This window comes from Micrococcaceae bacterium Sec5.1 (assembly GCA_039636795.1).
Lineage (GTDB): Bacteria > Actinomycetota > Actinomycetes > Actinomycetales > Micrococcaceae > Arthrobacter.
The window spans coordinates 89,809-109,312 of the sequence record CP143430.1 but is presented as its reverse complement, the minus strand read 5'-3'; the positions used below and the strand labels follow the sequence as shown (position 1 = coordinate 109,312).

Below are 19,504 nucleotides of genomic sequence, written 5' to 3'. Positions count from 1 at the left end.
GCAAGGCCATTCAGGCATGCGGGTTCTCTCCTGTGGAGCGAATACGCTCCAGTACCGCCGTCGTGGAGTGTTCCGGGACATAATCCAAAATCGTCACCGTGCCGCCATAGCGCTCCACAGCCGCGGTCTCGGCCAGCATTTCCGGCGTGTAGTCGCCACCTTTGGCGTACACATCGGGCTGCAGCATCTCGATGAGCGGGATGGGTGTTGGGGTATCGAACACCGTGACGTGGTCCACGCAACTGAGCGCGGCGATCACGGCGGCACGGTCCGCCTCGGGATTCACGGGCCGGTCCTGCCCCTTGAGCTGCCGCACCGAGGAATCGCTGTTAAGTGCCACCACCAGGACATCGCCCAGTTGCTTGGCCTGGTTCAGGTAGCGGGTGTGGCCGCGATGCAGGACGTCGAAGCACCCATTGGTCAGCACGATCCTCCGGCCCTCCCTGCGGTGCGCGTCCACCTGCCTGGCCAATTCATCAGCAGTCAACGCAGTATCGGCGAACCCGCCGAGGTGTCGGGCAAGTTCCTCGGTGGTGCAGATGGACGTGCCGGGCCGGTGGACCACCACATCAGCCGCGGCCTGGGCAAGGTCAACACTCGTAGTCAGGGGCAGCCCGGCCGCGCGCGCCAAGGTCAACGCGGCTACAAATGTATCCCCGGCACCGGAAGCCTGCTTCTCGGCTTCCGGCCTGGCCCAGGTCCGGTGGTTGGCGAGGGATCCGTTCTTTTCGTCACCGCCTGCGTCCGGATCGCTGGAACGCAGCGTCAGTGTCCCGTCACGGTCCAAAGTCACGACGACGGCGCCCGCACCTGAGGCGCGAAGGAGCTGGTCCGCGTGGGCCTCCACGAAGGGGCAGCGTGCAGCGCCACCGGGAAGTTCTGTTCCGAGCAGCCCGGCAGCTTCCTGCGCGTTCGGGGTGGCGAGATCCGGCTTGAGATCGGCCCACCGGGCAGGATGGTGGGCATCGACCACTAGCAGGGTGCCCTGCATGTGCCTGGAGCCAGGGTGAGAAGCAGTCTGGGGATTACGTACGGGTCCGAGCGCATCCAGCAAAGCTTTACGCACCGGCCCCACCAAGGCACCGGCCCCATAGTCACAGAGCACCACGGCGTTGGAACCCGCCAGTGCTCCCGGAATGGCGGCCGCCAACTCCTGGAGGCCCTCCGGGGGAACGTCAGTGGCGGCGTCATCCAGGCGAAGCATCACCTGGCCGGCGCTGCTTATTCGGAACTTGGTGGTGGTGATCATGCCGGGATGCTGCACCACGCCTGATATGTCGATGCCGGCAGCCGCGAGTCTCCCAAGGAGCTCCTGACCCGCAGTATCCTGGCCGACCAGGGAGACAAACCTGACGCCCGCGCCAAGGGCCGCCAGGTTCATGGCAGTATTGGCGGCTCCCCCGGGGGCGAAGTCGCGGCGCTTGACCTGGACCACTGGGGCGGGAGCTTCGCGGCAAAAGCGCTCAATCAGCCCATCCCACCAACCGTCCAGGATGGCGTCGCCGACGACTGTCACAACCGGGCGTTCCTCGGCCAAGCGGCGGGGCAGCCATTCGGCCAAACCTTCTTGATTGGATAGGCGTGCCATTGGGTACCTTCCGGTAGAGGCGGCATGTCCTGCTCCCCTCAGGTACCCAACAGCCCGCGGTTCACACGCCGGGTTCGGTAGTTTTCCACCACCTTTGACGAAGGGAAGTCCAGATGGTCGTTCAACCGAATTCAGGCGTTGGCCCGGTGCTGGAGAAGTTCCCGGGCGTGGAACGGATCGCTGTCCTCAGGGGTGGCGGCCTGGGCGATGTGATCTACGCATACCCTGCGCTCTATGCCCTGAAAGCGGCCTATCCTGAAGCCGCGATCACGCTCCTGGGCACGCCGATCCACGCAGCGTTGGCGGCCGGGACAGATGGGCCCATTGACGACGTCGAAATCCTCCCGTTCGCCAAAGGCGTCCGCGACCGCGACCGCAAAGACGGCGGCCCAAATGACGGCGATCAAAACGACGACACCGAAGACAGACTTGCCCAGGAGGAATTCTTCTCGGCCATGCGCGCCCGCAAGTTCGACCTCGCGCTGCAAATGCATGGCGGCGGCCGGTACTCCAACCCTTTCCTGCTCCGTCTGGGGGCGCGACACACCGTGGGCACCCGAACCAAGGACGCAGAGCCCCTGGAGCGGAATCTCGAATACATCTACTACCAAAACGAGCCTGACCGATGGCTTGAGGTAGCAGGCCTGGCGGGCGTCCCAACCATCATTTCTCCACCCTTACGGCCCCTGCCCGAATACCAACAAAGCGTCCAAAGTCTGCTTAATCCCCAACGGGGTCCCCTCCTGGTGGTCCACCCAGGTGCCACCGATCCGCGGCGGCGATGGCCGGCGTCGTTCTTTGCTGAAGCTGCGGCGACCATCGCCCAGGAAGGTGCGCAGGTGTTGGTAGTGGGCGACCGCTCCGAAAAGGCGCTTGCCCAGGAAGTGGCAGAACTCGCGGCCAGCCGACTGACAGCCGTGGACAAAGACGCAGTGCGCTCAGTTGCCGGCGAACTGGAAATCGGCGAACTCGCGGCGCTCTTGGACGCCGCCACCGTAATGCTTGCCAGCGACAGTGGTCCCCGGCATTTGGCGCAAGCCCTTGGAACACCGACCGTCGGGATCTTCTGGGTAGGCAACGTCTTCAACGCAGGGCCCCGAGGCCGGAGCCTGCACCGTATCCATATGTCGTGGGTGACCGAGTGCCCGGTGTGTGGGGCGGACGTGACCCAGGTGGGCTGGTCCGCGCAGCACTGCGGCCACGACGACACCCTGATCAGGGGCATCGCCGTGGCCGACGTTGTTCAGGACGTGCATGACCTTATGGCCACGAGCCTTCTTCTGCGGGGCAAATAAGAAGCTCGCGGACCTCGCTGCCGAACGGCTGCGACAACGCGAACACAACGGCTTGCGCTACATTCGCGGGATCGTTGAGCTTGGAGTCGTCCTGCGGCTTGTATTGTTCGTCGCGGTCATCAAAGAAGTGTGTCTTCATGCCTCCCGGGATGATGGTGGTGACACCAATGACTCCCCCGGTTTCAGCGGCCAATGCCCGGCTGAATCCTATGACGCCGAACTTGGAGGCGCAGTACGCCGTCGCGTCCGGCAGAGCCCGTAAGCCGAGGGTGGAGGCGATGGTGATGGCCCGGCCCCGGGATTCCTTCAAGTAGGGCAATGCCGCACGGACAACGGAAACCGTGCCCAGAAGATTCACTCCAATCACCTTTTCCCACTCGGCTGCGGGAACGTCGGCCAGTTTGCCGCAGCGGTCGATGCCCGCGGCGGTCACGACTCCGTCCAGGCCGCCGAGGCTTTCGGCTGCCTCCTTTACAGCCGCTTCCACTGATTCACGGTTGGAAACGTCCACTTCAAGGGCTTTCGCGCCGGAGACGTTGCTGATATTACGGTCGAAGACGAAGGGAGTGCCTCCGGCGTCGCGGATGGCATCGACGATTGCAGCGCCGAGGCCGGAGCCGCCTCCGGTGACGATGACGCGGCCGGAAATTTGCGTGTTCATACGGTTCCTTTCGGTGGTCGATTCTTTGTTGGCAGGTACGGTCAGCTGACTTTGGCCAGTGCTTCAGCCAGGCCGCTGGTGGAGCGGGCCGGATGGAAGGGCACCGTAACGCAACGCCCTCCCCACGCAGCCACGAGGCTGGCTTCCGGCAATTCATCGGGTTCGTAATCTCCGCCTTTGACCCAAATATCCGGCCTTAGCTGGTCCAGGCAGGCTTCGGGGGTGTCCTCATCGAAAACCACCACGGCATCAACGCAGGACAACGCGAGCAAGAGCTCTGCCCGGTCCTCCATGCTGACGATCGGCCGGTGCATGCCCTTGAGACGCCGCACAGAATCATCGGAATTCAGGCAAACGATGAGGCAATCGCCCATACTGCGGGCTGCGGCCAACGTCCTGGCGTGACCGGCATGGAGGAGGTCGAAGCAGCCGCCGGTCGCCACGACGGTCCCGCCCTTCGCGCGGACTGTCCGCGCGAGTTGAATTCCGGGTTCCAGGCCCGGAAAGCGGCCAAAAAGCTCGACGACGGGACTCGCCTTTGCGCTTACAGGCTGGCTGGCTGGCCCGTCGCCTCCGGTTGCAGCGTTGCTCGTATCCATGGCCAGGGAGGAGGCGCCACCCTTGGCGAGGAATGCAGAGGCATCCTCAACAGCCCTGGCCGCAGCAGCAGGCAGCGCGAGTCCCAGACCCAAATACACGGCAAGGCTCCCGGCCAAGCGATCCCCGGCACCACAAGGATCGTCCACGACTGTTTTCGGAGCGGGGATGATCTTGCCCGGCCCCGCAGCTTCCACCAAAACCGCACCGTCTTCGCCGGTCGTGACCAGGACGGCATTGCTGCGCCAGCGATCCAGCAAATGTTTCCCCGCGTCCCGCGCATCAGTCGTGGATGGATCCCGCCCTGCGGATTTGGCAGCGGCCCGGGCCTCTGCGAGGTTGGGCGTCACGACGGCGACACCCGGCACAGGCTCGGAACCGGCAGGGTGCGGATCCCACACCACGGGGACGCGCTGCGCAGCATAGGCGAGCGCAGTGCGGATGTCTGTGTTGGCGGTGATTCCGCGGCCGTAGTCGGCGACGATAACCGCTTCCGCTGAGGCAATCGCGGCAAGCATCTCCCCGGTGCATGATGGGGAAGGAGCAGGTGCGCACCCTTCATCGAACCGGACCATGGGGTGGGTGCCAATACGCACGCGGGTCTTGGTGGGCGTTGGGGCGAGCGGGGCTCCGGCGAGTACGGCGACGCCGGTCAGGGTCCGCCTGAGGTGGCTGGCGCCGTCGTCGTCCGATAGCGCGGTGACCAGGGCGACGTCGTGACCGTCGCGTGCAAGGAGGGTAGCCACGAGACCCGCGCCGCCTGCCCGACGCCGGACATGGGCGACCTCCACCACGGGTACGGGCGCGTCGGGGCTGAGCCGCGTGGCGGTGCCGTTAATGTCAACGTCCAGGAGGAGGTCACCTACCACTGTCACTTTCATGGCTGCGCTCCGTCTCCGATCGTGCCGGGCGCAGTCCGCCTCGCGACTTCGGCATCGAAGGCACGGCACACCGCGTGGACGGCAATGAGGTGGCCTTCCTGGGCGTTGGCTGCGATGGCGTCCACTGTGATGGCTTGATCGCAGGCGTCGGCCAGCGGGTTGGGGCCCGCGCCCGTCAGCGCCCAGGTGGTGATGCCACGTTCGCTTGCCGCGCGCACGGCGTTAAGGAGGTTGGGGCTGCGTCCGCTGGTGGAGAGCAGGATGAGGACGTCCCCTGCGCGGCCGTGTGCTCTGACCTGGCGGGCGAAGACTTCCTCGTAGCCGTAGTCGTTGGACAGTGCCGTGAGGGCAGAGGTTTCGGCGTGCAGGGAAATCGCCGAGAAGGGCGCGCGTTCGGCATCGAACCTGCCCACGAGTTCGGCGGTGAGATGCTGGGCTTCGGCCGCCGATCCCCCATTACCGGCGGCCAGCAGCCGTTGTCCGGACAGGAGCCGGTGGGCGAGTTCTGTTCCCCATTCGGAGAGGCGGGCGGCTTGCGAGCGCAGGGACTCAAGCGCTGGAAGTACGTTGTCCAGATGCGCGGCAACCTCTGCTGCGATCTGTGGTCCACGTGCGACTGTGTGGGCAGACCCGCTCCAGCCCACGGGCACGGTATCCGGGACAGGCTGCGTGTTGGGCGTGATCCTCTTGGGAACTGTCGATTCTGTAGTCACAGTGCTGTTCCTTCCAGTGGTTCCAGGCCTTCCCCAGCCTGCCGGGACAGCCCTGCGGCCAAGACGGACCGGTACGCTTTCTCGGTGTCAGCGGCGATCCGGTCCCAGGAGTAGCGGGAGCGGGCACGCCGGTTTCCGGCCCGACCCATTTCGGCACGCAAGGCGGGGTCCGCGAGGAGCCGCCCCACGGCGTCGGCAATTGCTTCGGGGTCCCGCGGCGGTACGTGCAGTCCGGTTTTCTGGTCGACGACGGTCTCCCGGAGTCCGCCAACAGCAGCGGCCACAACGGGCACGCCGCAGGCCATGGCCTCGAGGGGAACAATGCCGAACGGTTCGTACCATGGCGTGCAGACCACGGCGTCGGCGCTGCGGAAAATTCCGGGCATTGCGTCGCGGGGGACCTGGCCCCGCATGGTCACTTTGTCCTCCACGCCAAGTTCTTTGGTCAGCGCGCGTAGTCGCTGGGCTTCCGGGTCCTCTTCGAGGTTCAGGGCGTCGCCGGAGCCCCCGACGATCAGGAGCTCGACGTCGTCGAAGCCAGCGTCGGCCAGGAGAGGCAGGGCTTGGATCACCAGGTCCACGCCCTTCCTGGGAACCAGGCGGCCAACACTGAGGATGCGGTGTGTGCGGGACCTGTTTTCTGGTTCTCCTGTGCCTGGGAAGAGGTTCAGGTCCACGCCGCAGGGCGCGATGGAAATCCTTGACCGGCCTATGCCCAGCGCTTTGAGCTCAAAAACCTCGTCGGGGCAGGTGGCGATTACCCAGTCCGCGGTGCGCCCTACCCACGGCTCAAGCCAGGCACGCGCGGGTGGGCTGGTGTCTGCTGAACCTTGGTGCCTGCGCTTGACCGAACCCAGTGCGTGGAAGGTCTGAACTACTGCGATCGGCTCAGCTGCACCGGCACGCCTGGAAGCCTGGATCGCGGCCAGTCCGGACATCCAGAAATGCGCGTGGACTACGTCCGGGACCAAGCCCGCCCAGTCCCGGCAGATCCCATCAGCCAGTTCGCCCATGAACGGAAGCAGCTCGTCCTTGGGGATGTGGCGGGCCGGACCGGCGTCGACGTGTACCACGGTGAGTCCCGGCGCAACCTGCACCTTTGCAGGCAGATCCGGATCATCCCGCCGCGTGTACACGGTGACCTGGTGGCCACGGCTGGCCAGGCTTGATGAAAGGGCCGCCACGTGGACGTTTTGCCCCCCGGCGTCCACGCCTCCCAGTGCGGCCAATGGACTGGCATGTTCGGAAACCATGGAGATTTTCATGGGTGCGTCCTCTCTGTGTCATGGCTGATGGACTCCGGGCCGGGTTGCGGGCGGCGTTCCGTGTCGGGGAGCTGGTTATTGGGGACCTGCTTTTCGGGAATCTGCTTTTCGGGAATCTGCTTTTCAGGAAGACGGGTATCGGTAGGTGAGGGGCGGGCCGTGGGGAGATCGGCCAGGAGTTCATCCCAGGCTTGATGAAATTTCCCGAGCCCATAGCTTTCCAAGGCCGCAGCCCGGGCCACCATCCCCATCGCGTAGGCGTCATCGGGCTCATCCAACAGGCGCCGCGCGAACCGTTGCAGTTCGTCCAGGCTGTTCGAAACAAGGCCGGCTCCCGGAGGGATGGCGCGCGTCGCCTCCGTGGTTGCCAGCGCCAGGACGGGCATACCCAGGTGCATGGCTTCGAGCAAGGCCAACCCGAGCGATGTCCAGCGAAGGGGATGCAGGTAGAGCCGGCAGCGGGCGAGTTCCTGATGCAGCCGTGGCGCGGGTACATCACCTGAGATCCGCAGGCGCTCCTCACTCAGGCCGAACCCCTTCAGGTTCAGCGCTTCCGGCAAGGCCTCCGTCCCCATTCCGAACACCCTCAACGGCCCCACTCCGGCGAAGCCAGGAAGGAGGTCTGTGCCCGTCACCCGGCCGCGACGGACGGGTTCGTTGACCACCACTCCCATCTCTTCGCGTTCACCGGTATAAAGCCGGCCGGGATCGGGGATGCCGTGCTCGATCACAACTGTTGGCGTGGATCCGGTGTCCCAGAAGAGTTGGTTGAAGTGCGTCACATGGGCCACGGGGATAGTGTGCTGATCTGCCAAGGGATGGAGCGTGAATGGAACGTCGCCTTTGGGAGTGTTGTGCTCAAGGTAGACGGCGGGCAGGTCCACGCCTGGCCTGCGGCCAAGCTTTCGGGCCACGGCGGCAATCTCCTCCGGACGTTGCAGGACCACAACGTCCACGCTGTCCGGATCAACGGTATCGAGGTCAATTTCCTGCGCGGCGACCGGCCACTCACGGCCGCCTCGCCCCAAACCCCAGGCGCCGCCGTCGGGCTCGACAGGAAGGAGGTATTCGTGCGGGCCCCTGACGAAGGCCTCCATCCATCCTCCGTGGATGTGCCAGACCAGAATCCTCATGGTTTCCACACCTTTCTTCGGGTGCTGAGGGAGGAGACTCCCCCCAACAGCCGTTCCACCGCCTCCAGGACTTGTTCAGGGGTAACTGAGCTCAGGCACGGGTGGCCCGGCACTGGGCAGACGCGTGCCCGCGTGTTCCTGCAGGCTGCTTCCTGATCGCCAAGCAGTTCCATCGGAACGCCGTAGGGCGCCCAACGAATAGCTGGAACCACGGGGGAAAACAGGCATACCACCGGTGTGCCAACCGCTGCGGCCAGATGGGCGGGACCCGTGTTGCCGGTGACGACGACGGCGGCCCCCGCGAGTACCTTTGCCAGCGTGCGCAAGTCTGTCCGGCCGCCGAGATTGTGTGCCGAGGGTCCTGCAACGGTTGCCGTCAGCGACGTTTCGCCAGGCCCTCCCGTGACCACCACGCGGTGCCCATACGCTTCAAGGAGTTCCACGGTGGCTGCGTGGTGGAGTGCGGGCCACGCCCTCGCCGGAGCGGCTGCACCGGGGTGGACCACGATGTACGGGCCCTTTTGGGTGAGTTCGTCCACCAGCTCCTCGGGTTCGTCCAGCGGGTTGATGTGCAGCTTGCCGTCATCGCCTCGCGGAAGTTGGAAACCCGCTGCCTGTGCGATCCCCAAAGCACGCACCACTTCAGGCTGGTCCTCGGGAAAGTCTTCGCCCGGTTTCAACCGGACGTCCAGGAGGGAGCCGGCGTAGTCAGTGGAGGCGCCCGTGATGCGCTTGACGCCTGCCAGCCGCAGCAACAGTGCCAACGGAAGCGGGGACTGGTGGAAGGACGTGAGGATCACAGCTTCCTCAATCCTGGAGCTGCGCACGAACTCAATCAGGCCATTGGTCAGCTCAGCCGTCACGGCTGGCCCCGGGTTGACGATCCATGGGCACGGCCACGTGTGGACCTGGGTGACTCCGGGGAGCATCTCCGCAGCGCCGGCGCCCTCGGGCCCGCAGAGGAGGACGACGTCGTTGCGTCGGCTGCCGTCCGGCCTGCTTCCGTTCGCCACGGCACGGAGGGCGGGTCCAGCAAGGAGCACATCGCCCATGCTGTCCAGTCGGGCTACCAGGACGCGGCTCATACAGGTGCGTCCTGCCTGGCGTCGGGTTTCGGCGATGCCCCTCCTGTCGCGGTGGTTGCGGTTGTCGCGGTCGTCCCGGTTGTCCCGGTTGTCGCGGCATCGAGCAACAGCTCGACGGCGGTCAACAAGTTCTCCGCGACCACCCCTGCCGCCTCAATTTCCTCGGACCGGGTCACGTGAGTGGGCACCAGTACCGACTGCGAGCCGGCCGCCGTCGCTGCTTCCACGTCGGCACCGATGTCCCCAACAAAGGCAACCTGGGACGGGTGCAGCCCCAGTGTGCTGCAGGCGGCGAGAATCATTCCCGGCGCAGGCTTACGGCAGGTACAACCATCAGCTGGCCCGTGCGGACAGATTTCCCACACGTCGAAGGGGCCCAGGAGCTCATCCACCCGCTGGTTCACGGCTTGGACCTGATTCAAGGTCAGCAAGCCACGGCCAATGCCCGACTGGTTGCTCAGCACGCCTGTTGCCAGTCCCGCCCGGCGTACGCGCGCCAGCGCCAAATGGGCACTTTCCATGGGCCGCACCATTTGCGGGTCACCGTTATATGGCACGTCAACGACGAGCGTTCCATCGCGGTCAAACAGGACCGCTTTCAACGTTCCAGTTCCTCCCATACCCGCAACGTTCCCCAGTTCTCCTGACACTAAACAGCATGGCGGCGAGAAGTTTCCCTGCGGCGCCGGCGCTGGCCTTGGCCGTTAGACTCCTAGCGGGAGGTCACCATGGACATAGCCGAAAAGAACGGACAACCCCTGCTGCTCGCCCTGCGCGCCCTGAAACTCGGGGACCTCCTGGTTGCCGTTCCAGCGCTCCGCGGCCTCCGCCGGGCGTTCCCCGAGCACCGCATTCTGTATGCGGCGCCGGCCTGGATTTCGGAGGCCCTGGAACTGGTGGGCGGCATCGACCACCTGCCCACGCCGGGCCTCGACGATCCACTGAGCATCCCCCCAGGCGTCGTGGACGTCGCCGTCAACCTGCACGGGAACGGACCCGAAAGCCGCCAACGAATCAACGAACTTCGCGCGAAGCGGGTGCTCGCCTACCAAGCTCCCGGCCTCGACGGACCGGTTTGGACAACCGGAATCCCTGAGCGCGAGCGCTGGGCCAGGCTCCTCAACTGGTACGGCATCGACGCCGATCCGCTGGACTACCGACTCAACAAACCAAACATTCCGTCACCCCGACCCGGCGCAACCGTTATCCATGTGGGTGCCGCCTACGGCAGCAGGCTCTGGCCGATCGAGCGATTCGCCGAAGTTGCCGTCGAACTCTCCCGCGCCGGGCACGACGTCGTCCTGACCGGGGGCACGTCGGAGCGCGAGCGGGCGGTGGAGACTGCCGCCTTGGCAAAACTTAAAGGAGCAAACCTCGACGGCGGCGTCCTGGCTGGGCGGCAGGGCCTCGCAGAGTTCGCAGCAACCATTGCGGATGCTCGGCTCGTCGTTTCCGCGGACACCGGCGCCGCCCACCTGGCGTCCGCCTATGCCCGGCCCTCCGTGGTCCTGTTCGGCCCCGCTCCTGCCGAAGAATGGGGTCCGCCGCCGGGACCGCACGTGGTGCTTACCGCCGTCGAACTCCGCCGTGGCGACGTTTTCGCCGCCGATCCTGATCCCGCGCTCCTTGCCGTGACCGTCCATGACGTGTTGGATGCCGTGGACGGGTTGGGCTGCTGAGCCCTGCTGGTTGTTGTTTGCTTATTGTGTTTATTAGGTCGCTGTTCCTACGGCGCAGTTCCATCTTCGAGATGCGCTTCCTCATCCAGTAACTGTGTCTGCAGGGACACCAGGATCTTGGAAAGCCGCCGCGAGACCTGCATTTGGGACATGCCCAGAGCCTCCGCGATGGTGGACTGCGTTTCCTCCCGGTAGTAGCGGCGATAAAGAAGGTGCCTGTCCTCAGCGCTCAGGTCCCGGATGGCATTGCGCAGGGCGAGCACGTCCTCCAGCCGATCCGTAGGGCATCCGAAAGCGGAAAGGCATCCTTGCAGTCCGTCGCGGCCCTCTGCAGCAGGTGCGTCGAGGGAATCCGGACGCTTGCTGGTGCCGGCCATCAACGCTTCCCTGACTTGGCAGGGCTCCAGTCGAAGGTCCGCCGCCACTTCTTCCGGCGTCGGGGTTCTTTGGAGGGCTTGGGTCAGTTCCTCTGTCCTGGCGAGGACTTGGCGCCGCACATCCTGGATGGGCCTCGGTGGCCGCACTACCCAGCAGTGATCGCGGAGATACCTTTTGACCTCGCCCGCAATGGTCGGGGCGGCGTAGGCGGGGAAGCTGACACCCTTGGTTTCATCGAATCCCCGGGCCGCCTTTATTAGGCCCATGTACGCAACCTGCCTGACGTCGTCGATGTCGTGCGTGTGGGCGGAATACCTGGCGGCAATGGACTTTGCGAGATTGAGATGGTCCAAAACCAAACCGTCTTGGAAGCTTTGACGGATGGTGCTCTCCGGCGCAGGAGGCCGGGTTTGGACGTCGTGTGGTCGGGTTTGTCGCATCTGGCTTCAATCCTTAGACCTGCTCGGAGTGAGTGAGCCCACGGCAAGACTCCTTAAAAAGAGAAGCACACTTACTATTAGCTTTCAACGGGTATTCAGGACTACGCTCGAAGAGTAGCCTCGTCCAGGATCGGAGATCCACGTGGAAAACCAACAACTCACCGAACCGCATCTCGTAGCTGCGGAAATCCAGGACCTGCTTCTGGATACACCCGACGTGGAGGCCTTCCTGACCGAACTCGCACGCCACTCAGCGGCGATGTTCACCAAACCTGACAATGAAGTCTTTTGCGGAATCACCATGCTTCGGCATCGGGCCACGGCCACAGTGGCCAGCAGCAGCGAACGAGCGCAGATGCTGGACGAACTCCAGTACCAGTTCGCCGACGGTCCCTGCATCCATTGCTGCCGGGTAGGCACCCAAGTTCATATTCCGGACTTTGACAAAGACAACACGTGGCCTGAGTACAACGATCTGGCTCTGGCGAATGGTGTTCATTCTGTCCTCGCTGTGCCTTTCCCGCTCACGGATGACACCGCACGGGCAGGCTTGAACCTCTACTCCGAACGCCCCAACGGCTTTGACCAGGCCGCCGTTCAACGCGCCACTGATTATGTGCAGCAGGCATCCAAGGGCCTTCAACTGGCAGTGCTGATTGCACAGCACAGCCAGACCGCCGCCAACCTTCGTGCGGCCATGGCATCCCGGACGGTCATCGACGTTGCCACAGGCATCATCATCGCCCAAAACAGGTGCAGCCAGGCTGAAGCCGTTGAGCTCATCAAAAAGGCCTCAAGTAACCGCAACGTCAAGCTCCGGGACGTTGCACAGGCAATCGTCGACTCAGCCGGCGGTGGCCCCGTCCAGACCCATTTCACTTAAAGCCCTCACCTAAACCACAACAATCCAAATCGAGGTGTCTCTCATGCAAACCGTCACGAAAGCCATCGAGGTAGAGGTACCGGTTTCGGTCGCCTACAACCAGTGGACCCAGTTCGAAAAGTTTCCCGAGTTCATGAGCGGCGTGGAAAACGTCCGCCAGATCAACGATTCAACACTCCACTTCTCAACCAAGGTCGGCGGAGTCCGGCGCGAATATGATGCCCGCATTACCCAACAAGTTCCGGATACCGTCATTGCGTGGGAAAGCATCGACGCACCCCGCAACGCCGGCACAGTCCGCTTCGACAACCTCGGACCCGAGCACTGCGGCGTCAACGTGACCCTGGAATGGGAGCCTGAAGGATTCGTGGAGAAGGCCGGCGCCGCGCTCTCCGCCGACGAGATGCAGGTGGCCGCGGACCTGGACAAATTCAAGGACTTCATCGAGGACCGCGGCCGCGAAACCGGTGCCTGGCGCGGGCGGGTGGACTAAGGGGTCCGGCTGCTACAGCAGGCTGCGCAGAACCAGGGCGGCGCCGTCGTCGAATACTGACGCGGTGACCTCATCCGCAACGGCGATTACTTCCTCGGGAGCCTGGCCCATCGCCACTCCCCTGCCTGCCCATGTGAGCATCTCGATGTCGTTGCGGCCATCGCCCACCGCCACCGTGTTGGCCTGCTCCGTGCCGATCCTCTGCCGCAAGGCCTCAAGCGCGCTGGCCTTGGTGACGCCCTCCGCGGCAATGTCCAGCCATGCCGTCCAGCCCACCGAGTACGTCACGCCGGAAAGGCCGATGTGACGGATGGCGTGGTTGAAGTCGTCCGAGGTGTTGTCGCTGCTGAAGACCACCACGCGTACCGCCGTGGCCTCCAGCATGGTCTGGAAGTCCACGCCGATTGCCTCGACGCCGAAGCTGGCGTCCTGGAAACGCTCCGTGGAGAGGAAGTTCCCGTCTTCATCCTCCAGCGCGTACTTCGCGTTGGGCAGGCGTTCGCGCAGGGCCTTCAGCGCCGGAGCGGGATCGAAGGTTGCCTTGTGGATGATCTCGTAGCCGGATTCAAGGGTGGGATCCAGCCGGAGCGTCACGCCGCCGTTGCAGCACACCGCATAGCCACGTTCCAAGCCGATTTGCTCGATGATGGGCAGGGTGGCATTCAGCGACCGGCCGGTGGCGATCATGACGTCGTGCCCGCTTGCCACCACCTCTTGTGCAGCCGCCCTAACCCCGGGAGACATGTGGCCGTCGTGGTCCACGAGCGTACCGTCAACGTCCAATGCGATCATGAGTTTGTTGTTGTCATTTGGCTGGTCATCGATGCCAGCAACTGGAGTGTCAGTCAAAATAGTCATGGTTCCAGTAGAGCAGACACCTCTGACACCGCACTAGGACCGAGGACACAGCACCGGATTAACGCCGCGTGAACACTCCGCCCCTCACCCCCCGCCCGCACCAGACACCCTCCACCGGACAATTCACCTTCGCGCGCGGAGGTGAATTGTCCGCTGGTGGGTGAAACGCGATGAGCTTTTCCACATAGCCCCACCTGTCGTACCCGCCGGCTCCCTCCGCCATCGAAAGTTGTTTCCATGAAAGAAACACCCGAGTTCCTGGTGTTCACGCAACAGAGAGCCAACACGGAAGATATTCGTTCGCTCAGCAGGCGATTTACGAAGGGTGAGCTGGTCAGAGTGCGCAAGGGAGTCTATATGGACAAGAGCCGGTGGATGTCCCTACAGCCTTGGGAACGCTACTCCGCGACCATCAGGGCAGTCGCTCTGGAACTACCTTCTGCACACTTTTGCTACGAGACGGCGGCCGTACTCTGGGGGATGCAGGTTGTCGGAATCCCGGCGCACATCCATTTGGCCAATTCGTCATCCAGCCACGCGGGTTCCAAGCGACCGACTACTCAGGCCTCCGGAGGCACGAAGTCTGGCAGCACAGGACTGGAGCGCACCCGGAGTTACGGCATCTATCGCCATGCCTATCAAGAGAGTCCAGTACACCTGAACGGGCTGACCGTTACGGACCTTAATTCAACAGCGGCTGACGTAATGGCCCGGCTTCCCTTCGCACGGGCGGTGGTTCTAGCGGATCACGCCATCAGCCAAAAAAGGTTCGGAGCTTCGGCCGCCAGCGTTGAAAACCTGCATCTTGCAGGAGAGAGCCTGGCATCCGCCGCCAAGAGACTCTGGGTCAGCTCAGTCCTTGACTTCGCCGACGCTCGCTCGGGATCAGCTGGCGAGTCCCTGAGCCGTGCGCAGATGCATCTACTTGGTTTTCCAGCCCCCGAGCTTCAGGCCGAATTCCATGACGCCTTGGGATTCGTTGCCCGGACGGACTTCTACTGGCGGGAACTCAAGATTATTGGCGAGTTCGACGGAGATGCAAAGTACCTCAATGACGAATACCTCAATGGGGGGACTGCACGTGAAACCGTGCCCAAGGAGAAGAAACGCGAGGACCGACTCCGTGCCATGGGCTTCCACGTAGTGCGCTGGGACTGGGCCACGGCCATCAGGCCGGAGAAGCTGCTTGCAAAGCTCGAAGCAGCCGGACTTTCCAGGACAAGAAACCCCGCCCTACGGACCATTCACCGGCGCGCGCGAGGGTGAATGGTCCGTTGGGCGGGGTCTTCCGCGGAGAGAACTACAGGACCGGCAGAACCTCAAGCCCGCCAATGTACTTCTGCAGCGCCTTGGGAACGTTGACCGAGCCGTCCGGGTTCTGGTGGTGCTCCAGCAGGGCAACGATCCAGCGGGTGGTGGCCAGGGTGCCGTTCAGGGTTGCGACGGCGCGAGTGCCCTTGGCAACGCCTTCCTCGTTGATCACGCGTTCGCGGATGTTGAGGCGGCGGGCCTGGAACGTGGTGCAGTTGGAGGTGGACGTGAGCTCGCGGTAGGCGTTCTGCGTAGGAACCCAGGCTTCGCAGTCGAACTTGCGGGCCGCGGACATGCCGAGGTCACCTGCAGCCGTGTCGATCACGCGGTAGGGAAGCTCGCACTTGGCCAGCATTTCCTCTTCCCAGGCGAGCAGACGTTCGTGCTCCGCGGCTGCTTCTTCAACCGTGGTGTAGATGAACATCTCCACCTTGTTGAACTGGTGCACGCGAATGATGCCCCGGGTGTCCTTGCCGTGCGAACCGGCCTCGCGGCGGTAGCAGGAGCTCTGGCCGGCGTAGCGAATGGGGCCGGCCGAGAGGTCCAGGATCTCGTCTGCGTGGTAGCCCGCGAGGGCCACCTCGGAGGTTCCCACAAGGTAAAGGTCGTCTTCAGCGAGACGGTAGATCTCGGCGTCGTGCTTTACATCAAAACCGGTGCCCTGCATGGTCTCGGGACGCACCAAAGTAGGGGTAATCATGGGGACGAAGCCGGCCTCGATCGCCTGGTCCATGGCCATCTGCAGAAGGGCCATTTCCAACCGGGCGCCAACACCGCGAAGGAAGTAGAAGCGCGCACCGGAAACCTTGGCGCCGCGTTCCATGTCGATCGCGCCGATCAGTTCGCCGATTTCCAAATGGTCCTTCGGCTCGAAATCCGTGAATTCGCGCGGGGTACCCACGGTCTTGACCACAACGTAATCGTCCTCGCCGCCCTCAGGAACACCATCCACGATCAGGTTGGGGATGCCGCGGAGCAACTCTTCCTGTTTGGCCTGGGCAGCAGCGGCTTCAGCGGAAGCAGCCTTCACCGAGTTGGCCAGTTCCTTGACCTCGGCCAGCAGAGCCTGCTTTTCCTCACCCTTTGCCTGGGCAACCCTCTTGCCGAAGGCGTTCTGCTCGGCACGGAGGGTTTCGTGGCGGATCAGCGCTGCGCGGCGATCGGAGTCTGCGGAGATGATCGCGTCCACAACGGACTCGTCGGCGCCACGGGCGCGCTGGCTGGCACGGAACTTGTCCGGATTTTCGCTGAGGTCTTTTACGTCGATCACCAGACAAGAGTATCGAATGGGCCGCTGATTTCCCGTGCGGACCCAGAGCCGTGCAAGCGCCGAAAAGAACGCAGTGAAATAACGCAGTGAAATCAGGACTACGCAGGGCGATAGTGTTGGAGCACCATGAGCGACTGGATCCTGTACGTGATTCTCGCTGGGGGCGTGGCGTTTGCCGTCTCCAGTTGGTGGGGTGTGCGCCGGTTGAGAGCCCGTCACATCAGGAGCGCGGTTCGGGAGGACACGCACAAGCCGGAGCCTGGGCATCAGAAGGTTGCGGTGATCCTCAACCCGGTGAAAAACAAGTCGATCGAGGCCCGCCAAGCAATCATCGACGCCTGCGAGCTCGCCGGTTGGGACAGCCCCCAGTTCTTCGAGACCACCCTGGAGGACCCCGGTTACGGGCAGTCGCGCCAAGCGCTGGAGTACGGGGCCGACGTCGTTCTTGCGTGCGGCGGCGACGGCACAGTGCGTGTCGTGGCTGAGTCGCTGGCGCATAAGGGCGTGGCGATGGGCCTCATTCCGCTGGGTACCGGCAACCTTCTGGCTCGAAATGTCGAACTGGACGTCAACGACATCGCCGACTGCATCCAGATCGCCCTCTTTGGCCATCAGCGTTTTATCGACACCGCCAGCATGGCCATAGACAACGACATCACGGGAGAATCATCCACCCACACGTTCCTGGTGATCGCCGGCATGGGCCTGGATGCCGAGGTTGTTGGCGATACCAAGGAAGACCTGAAGAAAACCGTGGGTTGGCTGGCCTACACCGAGGCTGGGGTCCGGCATCTGCCCGGCCGCCGCAAGCGAGTCACCATCACCATGGATGACCAGCCGGAACAGGCCCGGAAAATCCGCAGCGTGCTTTTCGCCAACTGTGGCCTCATTCCGGGAGGTATTGATTTCATTCCGGAAGCCATGATCGACGACGGCATGCTGGACATCGTCGTCATCAGCCCCCGCAGTGCCTTCGGATGGATTGCCATGTACGCAAAGATCCTGTTCAAGCACAAGCGGAATCTGCCGGTGATGAATTTCTATCGCTCCGGCAAGGTCACCATTCGCAGCCAGGAACCTATGGCGACCCAACTCGACGGCGACCCCGCGGGCGAGGCCACGGAGGTCACCGTTCAGGTCCAGCCGGGTTCGCTGTTGGTGCGGGTACCGAAGGCTCAAACCCTCTAGACTGCGCCCTTCTCGGGTTGGGCCGCATTTGCTGCGGCTGCTTCGGCCGCCGCCTTCGCGGCAGCCCGGGCCTCGGCCTGCTCACGGATCATCGCTTGTTCTTCTTCAAAACGGAGTCGATCCGCGCGGTCAGCTTCGTCGCCGTCCCAGTCGTCCTTGTTCTCGCCGGAGGGCTTGGGATTGACGATCATGCCCTGGCCGTCTTTGTCATCTCGGTGGACAGACATGACCGCTCCCTTCTTTTGGGCATTCATCCATCGTTTATGGATCAGGCAAGCATACGCACACTTGCATCACCGCGAAAGGGGTTGAAGGTTCAATTATTTAGCGCCAGACCCAGCGCAACCTAGCCCTTCAGAATCGATTGGACCCACGCATGAGCGGAGGCAAAGGCGGCGTCCGAAGTATGTGGGGCAACCACCGCAGCTTGCTTATCGGCACGAGCATATGAGCCCAGGAAACGGGTTGCCGGGCTGATCCTGTGCAGACCCGCCAGGGCATCAGCAACGCGGGAATCAGACGCATGACCGTCGGCATCGATGCTGAAGAAGTAGTGACCCAGGTACTGGCCGGTGGGACGTGATTCGATACGGCTCAGGTTGACCCCTCGCGAAGCGAACTGGTCAAGGATCTCCATGAGCGCACCTGGGTGGTCCTCCGGCAGCGGGACAACAACGGTGGTCTTGTCGGCACCCGTGCGTTCAGGCAAGGTACCCGGCCGGCTCACCAGGATAAAGCGGGTGACTGCGTCCGGGTTGTCGCCAATGTTTTCGGCCAGAACGTTGAGTCCGGGTTGCTCAGACGCGATCAGCGGCGCGCAAATAGCGGCGTCGTAGTGCGCATCTCCCTCAAGGAGGCCCATGGCTGATGCGGCGGTAGAAGAACCGGGGACATAGTCCGCGTTCGGAATGTTTTCATCCACCCACAGGCGGCATTGAGCCCACGCGTGGCCATGGGTGGAAATGCGCTTAATACTCGAAAGCACGACGCCGGGCCTCGCCACGAGCACGAAGGTAATAGGAACGAGCGCCTCACGGATGATCCGGAGTTCGGGCCCCGTGGCAATGGCGTCCAACGTCGCGGTCACGCCACCCTCCACCGAGTTTTCGATGGGAACCATGGCGGCGTCGGCCTCGCCATTGCGCACCCGTTCGAGCGCCGTGTTCACGTTGGTGCAAGGAATGCGGAAGGCATCAGCGGCGCCGGGGACCTGCATGAGGGCGGTCTCAGTGAACGTTCCCTCAGGGCCCAGGAACGTGTAGGTCGGTGCTGACATGGAGTATTCCTTGCTGGTTATATGCGTGGGAAAGGCTGAGCCGGAGGTTAGAGAACCACTGGCTTGAGGCCGTTGTCCGACACCATCGGCCTGCCGGCTTCGAACCACATATCCATCCCCCCGGCTACGTTCACTGCTGAGTAGCCTTGTCCCACGAGCCACTGGACGACGCGGAACGAACGGCCACCGGTACGGCAGATGACGAAAAGGTCGTCGTCCGGATCCAGTTCATCCAGGCGGTTTGGCAGTTGGTCCATGGGGATATGCCGTGCACCTTCAACGTGTCCGGCAACCCATTCATAGTCCTCACGAACGTCCAGGATGCTGGCATCAGCCGGAATATCGCCCACAGGTACGGTTTCGAAGTCGCTCATGGCGGTTCCTTCCCATCGATTCAGGTCATCATCCAGCCTAGTCGCAGCGGCCGCGAAGCGGGACGTCGCTTGCGCGCCGCGGTTACGGCACTAAGACTGGGACGCAAGGACTCCCTTGAATCGGCTGTTAGGAGCA

The 19,504-nt window shown here is 63.5% G+C and carries 20 protein-coding genes; 6 read left to right on the top strand and 14 right to left on the bottom strand.

The features are described 5' to 3' along the window. Positions 1 to 10 precede the first annotated feature (10 nt). Positions 11 to 1,588, bottom strand: coding sequence for a D-glycero-beta-D-manno-heptose 1-phosphate adenylyltransferase (rfaE2, locus tag VUN82_00565; GenBank protein XAS72386.1), 1,578 nt, complete (start codon positions 1,586 to 1,588; stop codon positions 11 to 13). Between the two features lie 113 nt (positions 1,589 to 1,701). Here rfaE2 and VUN82_00560 point away from each other — a divergent pair, with 113 nt between their 5' ends. Further along, positions 1,702 to 2,883: a glycosyltransferase family 9 protein gene (locus VUN82_00560; protein ID XAS72385.1), complete on the top strand. Its 1,182-nt coding sequence runs from the start codon at positions 1,702 to 1,704 to the stop codon at positions 2,881 to 2,883. Here the strand turns inward: VUN82_00560 and VUN82_00555 are convergent. The 7 genes from VUN82_00555 to VUN82_00525 all read right to left on the bottom strand — a co-directional run bounded on the left by VUN82_00555 (position 2,849) and on the right by VUN82_00525 (position 9,838). Then, the gene (locus tag VUN82_00555; GenBank protein ID XAS72384.1) at positions 2,849 to 3,544 is read right to left on the bottom strand and encodes an SDR family oxidoreductase; all 696 of its coding nucleotides are present in this window, start codon (positions 3,542 to 3,544) and stop codon (positions 2,849 to 2,851) included. The two genes, VUN82_00560 and VUN82_00555, sit on opposite strands and share 35 nt — an antisense overlap. Positions 3,545 to 3,585: 41 nt before the next feature. Next, positions 3,586 to 5,022, bottom strand: coding sequence for a PfkB family carbohydrate kinase (locus VUN82_00550; GenBank protein ID XAS72383.1), 1,437 nt, complete (start codon positions 5,020 to 5,022; stop codon positions 3,586 to 3,588). Then, positions 5,019 to 5,621, bottom strand: coding sequence for an SIS domain-containing protein (locus VUN82_00545; protein ID XAS74795.1), 603 nt, complete (start codon positions 5,619 to 5,621; stop codon positions 5,019 to 5,021). Before VUN82_00545 ends, VUN82_00550 begins: the two co-directional genes overlap by 4 nt. 110 nt (positions 5,622 to 5,731) lie before the next feature. Then, positions 5,732 to 7,000 (bottom strand): glycosyltransferase, encoded by a 1,269-nt coding sequence (locus tag VUN82_00540; GenBank protein XAS72382.1) that lies wholly within the window; start codon positions 6,998 to 7,000, stop codon positions 5,732 to 5,734. After that, the gene (locus VUN82_00535; protein XAS72381.1) at positions 6,997 to 8,133 is read right to left on the bottom strand and encodes a glycosyltransferase; all 1,137 of its coding nucleotides are present in this window, start codon (positions 8,131 to 8,133) and stop codon (positions 6,997 to 6,999) included. The genes VUN82_00540 and VUN82_00535 overlap by 4 nt, the downstream gene beginning before the upstream one ends. Then, positions 8,130 to 9,218: a glycosyltransferase family 9 protein gene (locus VUN82_00530; protein ID XAS72380.1), complete on the bottom strand. Its 1,089-nt coding sequence runs from the start codon at positions 9,216 to 9,218 to the stop codon at positions 8,130 to 8,132. Before VUN82_00530 ends, VUN82_00535 begins: the two co-directional genes overlap by 4 nt. Next, the gene (locus VUN82_00525; protein XAS72379.1) at positions 9,215 to 9,838 is read right to left on the bottom strand and encodes an HAD-IIIA family hydrolase; all 624 of its coding nucleotides are present in this window, start codon (positions 9,836 to 9,838) and stop codon (positions 9,215 to 9,217) included. The genes VUN82_00530 and VUN82_00525 overlap by 4 nt, the downstream gene beginning before the upstream one ends. 108 nt (positions 9,839 to 9,946) lie before the next feature. On the opposite strand from VUN82_00525, the gene VUN82_00520 reads away from it, so the two are divergent. After that, on the top strand, positions 9,947 to 10,897 hold the full coding sequence (locus tag VUN82_00520) for a glycosyltransferase family 9 protein (GenBank protein ID XAS72378.1): 951 nt from the start codon (positions 9,947 to 9,949) through the stop codon (positions 10,895 to 10,897). Between the two features lie 47 nt (positions 10,898 to 10,944). Here the strand turns inward: VUN82_00520 and VUN82_00515 are convergent, their stop codons facing one another. Next, complete coding sequence (locus VUN82_00515; GenBank protein ID XAS72377.1) at positions 10,945 to 11,715, bottom strand: sigma-70 family RNA polymerase sigma factor; 771 nt, start codon at positions 11,713 to 11,715, stop codon at positions 10,945 to 10,947. 142 nt (positions 11,716 to 11,857) lie between these two features. On the opposite strand from VUN82_00515, the gene VUN82_00510 reads away from it, so the two are divergent. After that, positions 11,858 to 12,598, top strand: a complete 741-nt coding sequence (locus VUN82_00510; protein XAS72376.1) for a GAF and ANTAR domain-containing protein — start codon at positions 11,858 to 11,860, stop codon at positions 12,596 to 12,598. Positions 12,599 to 12,641: 43 nt separating this feature from the next. Continuing rightward, positions 12,642 to 13,091: an SRPBCC family protein gene (locus VUN82_00505; GenBank protein XAS72375.1), complete on the top strand. Its 450-nt coding sequence runs from the start codon at positions 12,642 to 12,644 to the stop codon at positions 13,089 to 13,091. Positions 13,092 to 13,103: 12 nt separating this feature from the next. Here the strand turns inward: VUN82_00505 and VUN82_00500 are convergent, their stop codons facing one another. Further along, positions 13,104 to 13,949 (bottom strand): HAD family hydrolase, encoded by an 846-nt coding sequence (locus tag VUN82_00500; GenBank protein ID XAS72374.1) that lies wholly within the window; start codon positions 13,947 to 13,949, stop codon positions 13,104 to 13,106. 237 nt (positions 13,950 to 14,186) lie between these two features. On the opposite strand from VUN82_00500, the gene VUN82_00495 reads away from it, so the two are divergent. Beyond that, positions 14,187 to 15,215 (top strand): hypothetical protein, encoded by a 1,029-nt coding sequence (locus VUN82_00495; protein XAS72373.1) that lies wholly within the window; start codon positions 14,187 to 14,189, stop codon positions 15,213 to 15,215. 34 nt (positions 15,216 to 15,249) lie between these two features. Here the strand turns inward: VUN82_00495 and serS are convergent, their stop codons facing one another. Then, the gene (gene serS, locus VUN82_00490) at positions 15,250 to 16,530 is read right to left on the bottom strand and encodes a serine--tRNA ligase (GenBank protein XAS72372.1); all 1,281 of its coding nucleotides are present in this window, start codon (positions 16,528 to 16,530) and stop codon (positions 15,250 to 15,252) included. A gap of 126 nt (positions 16,531 to 16,656) precedes the next feature. On the opposite strand from serS, the gene VUN82_00485 reads away from it, so the two are divergent. Next, positions 16,657 to 17,718, top strand: coding sequence for a diacylglycerol kinase family protein (locus VUN82_00485; protein XAS72371.1), 1,062 nt, complete (start codon positions 16,657 to 16,659; stop codon positions 17,716 to 17,718). Here the strand turns inward: VUN82_00485 and VUN82_00480 are convergent. The 3 genes from VUN82_00480 to VUN82_00470 all read right to left on the bottom strand — a co-directional run bounded on the left by VUN82_00480 (position 17,715) and on the right by VUN82_00470 (position 19,368). After that, positions 17,715 to 17,945 (bottom strand): hypothetical protein, encoded by a 231-nt coding sequence (locus tag VUN82_00480; GenBank protein XAS72370.1) that lies wholly within the window; start codon positions 17,943 to 17,945, stop codon positions 17,715 to 17,717. The genes VUN82_00485 and VUN82_00480 overlap by 4 nt on opposite strands. A 119-nt stretch (positions 17,946 to 18,064) precedes the next feature. Beyond that, positions 18,065 to 18,994 (bottom strand): prephenate dehydratase, encoded by a 930-nt coding sequence (pheA, locus tag VUN82_00475; protein ID XAS72369.1) that lies wholly within the window; start codon positions 18,992 to 18,994, stop codon positions 18,065 to 18,067. A 47-nt stretch (positions 18,995 to 19,041) separates the two neighbouring features. Further along, the gene (locus VUN82_00470; GenBank protein ID XAS72368.1) at positions 19,042 to 19,368 is read right to left on the bottom strand and encodes a rhodanese-like domain-containing protein; all 327 of its coding nucleotides are present in this window, start codon (positions 19,366 to 19,368) and stop codon (positions 19,042 to 19,044) included. Between the last annotated feature and the right edge of the window lie 136 nt (positions 19,369 to 19,504).

What these genes read in the sequence shown, in the direction of transcription:
- VUN82_00470 (XAS72368.1), bottom strand. Translation starts at nt 19,368, where the DNA reads ATGAGCGACTTCGAAACCGTACCTGTGGGCGATATTCCGGCTGATGCC.
- VUN82_00550 (XAS72383.1), bottom strand. Translation starts at nt 5,022, where the DNA reads ATGAAAGTGACAGTGGTAGGTGACCTCCTCCTGGACGTTGACATTAAC.
- rfaE2 (XAS72386.1), bottom strand. Translation starts at nt 1,588, where the DNA reads ATGGCACGCCTATCCAATCAAGAAGGTTTGGCCGAATGGCTGCCCCGC.
- VUN82_00560 (XAS72385.1), top strand. Translation starts at nt 1,702, where the DNA reads ATGGTCGTTCAACCGAATTCAGGCGTTGGCCCGGTGCTGGAGAAGTTC.
- VUN82_00540 (XAS72382.1), bottom strand. Translation starts at nt 7,000, where the DNA reads ATGAAAATCTCCATGGTTTCCGAACATGCCAGTCCATTGGCCGCACTG.
- VUN82_00505 (XAS72375.1), top strand. Translation starts at nt 12,642, where the DNA reads ATGCAAACCGTCACGAAAGCCATCGAGGTAGAGGTACCGGTTTCGGTC.
- VUN82_00520 (XAS72378.1), top strand. Translation starts at nt 9,947, where the DNA reads ATGGACATAGCCGAAAAGAACGGACAACCCCTGCTGCTCGCCCTGCGC.
- VUN82_00530 (XAS72380.1), bottom strand. Translation starts at nt 9,218, where the DNA reads ATGAGCCGCGTCCTGGTAGCCCGACTGGACAGCATGGGCGATGTGCTC.
- VUN82_00525 (XAS72379.1), bottom strand. Translation starts at nt 9,838, where the DNA reads ATGGGAGGAACTGGAACGTTGAAAGCGGTCCTGTTTGACCGCGATGGA.
- VUN82_00515 (XAS72377.1), bottom strand. Translation starts at nt 11,715, where the DNA reads ATGCGACAAACCCGACCACACGACGTCCAAACCCGGCCTCCTGCGCCG.
- VUN82_00495 (XAS72373.1), top strand. Translation starts at nt 14,187, where the DNA reads ATGAAAGAAACACCCGAGTTCCTGGTGTTCACGCAACAGAGAGCCAAC.
- VUN82_00485 (XAS72371.1), top strand. Translation starts at nt 16,657, where the DNA reads ATGAGCGACTGGATCCTGTACGTGATTCTCGCTGGGGGCGTGGCGTTT.
- VUN82_00535 (XAS72381.1), bottom strand. Translation starts at nt 8,133, where the DNA reads ATGAGGATTCTGGTCTGGCACATCCACGGAGGATGGATGGAGGCCTTC.
- VUN82_00480 (XAS72370.1), bottom strand. Translation starts at nt 17,945, where the DNA reads ATGTCTGTCCACCGAGATGACAAAGACGGCCAGGGCATGATCGTCAAT.
- VUN82_00555 (XAS72384.1), bottom strand. Translation starts at nt 3,544, where the DNA reads ATGAACACGCAAATTTCCGGCCGCGTCATCGTCACCGGAGGCGGCTCC.
- VUN82_00500 (XAS72374.1), bottom strand. Translation starts at nt 13,949, where the DNA reads ATGACTATTTTGACTGACACTCCAGTTGCTGGCATCGATGACCAGCCA.
- pheA (XAS72369.1), bottom strand. Translation starts at nt 18,994, where the DNA reads ATGTCAGCACCGACCTACACGTTCCTGGGCCCTGAGGGAACGTTCACT.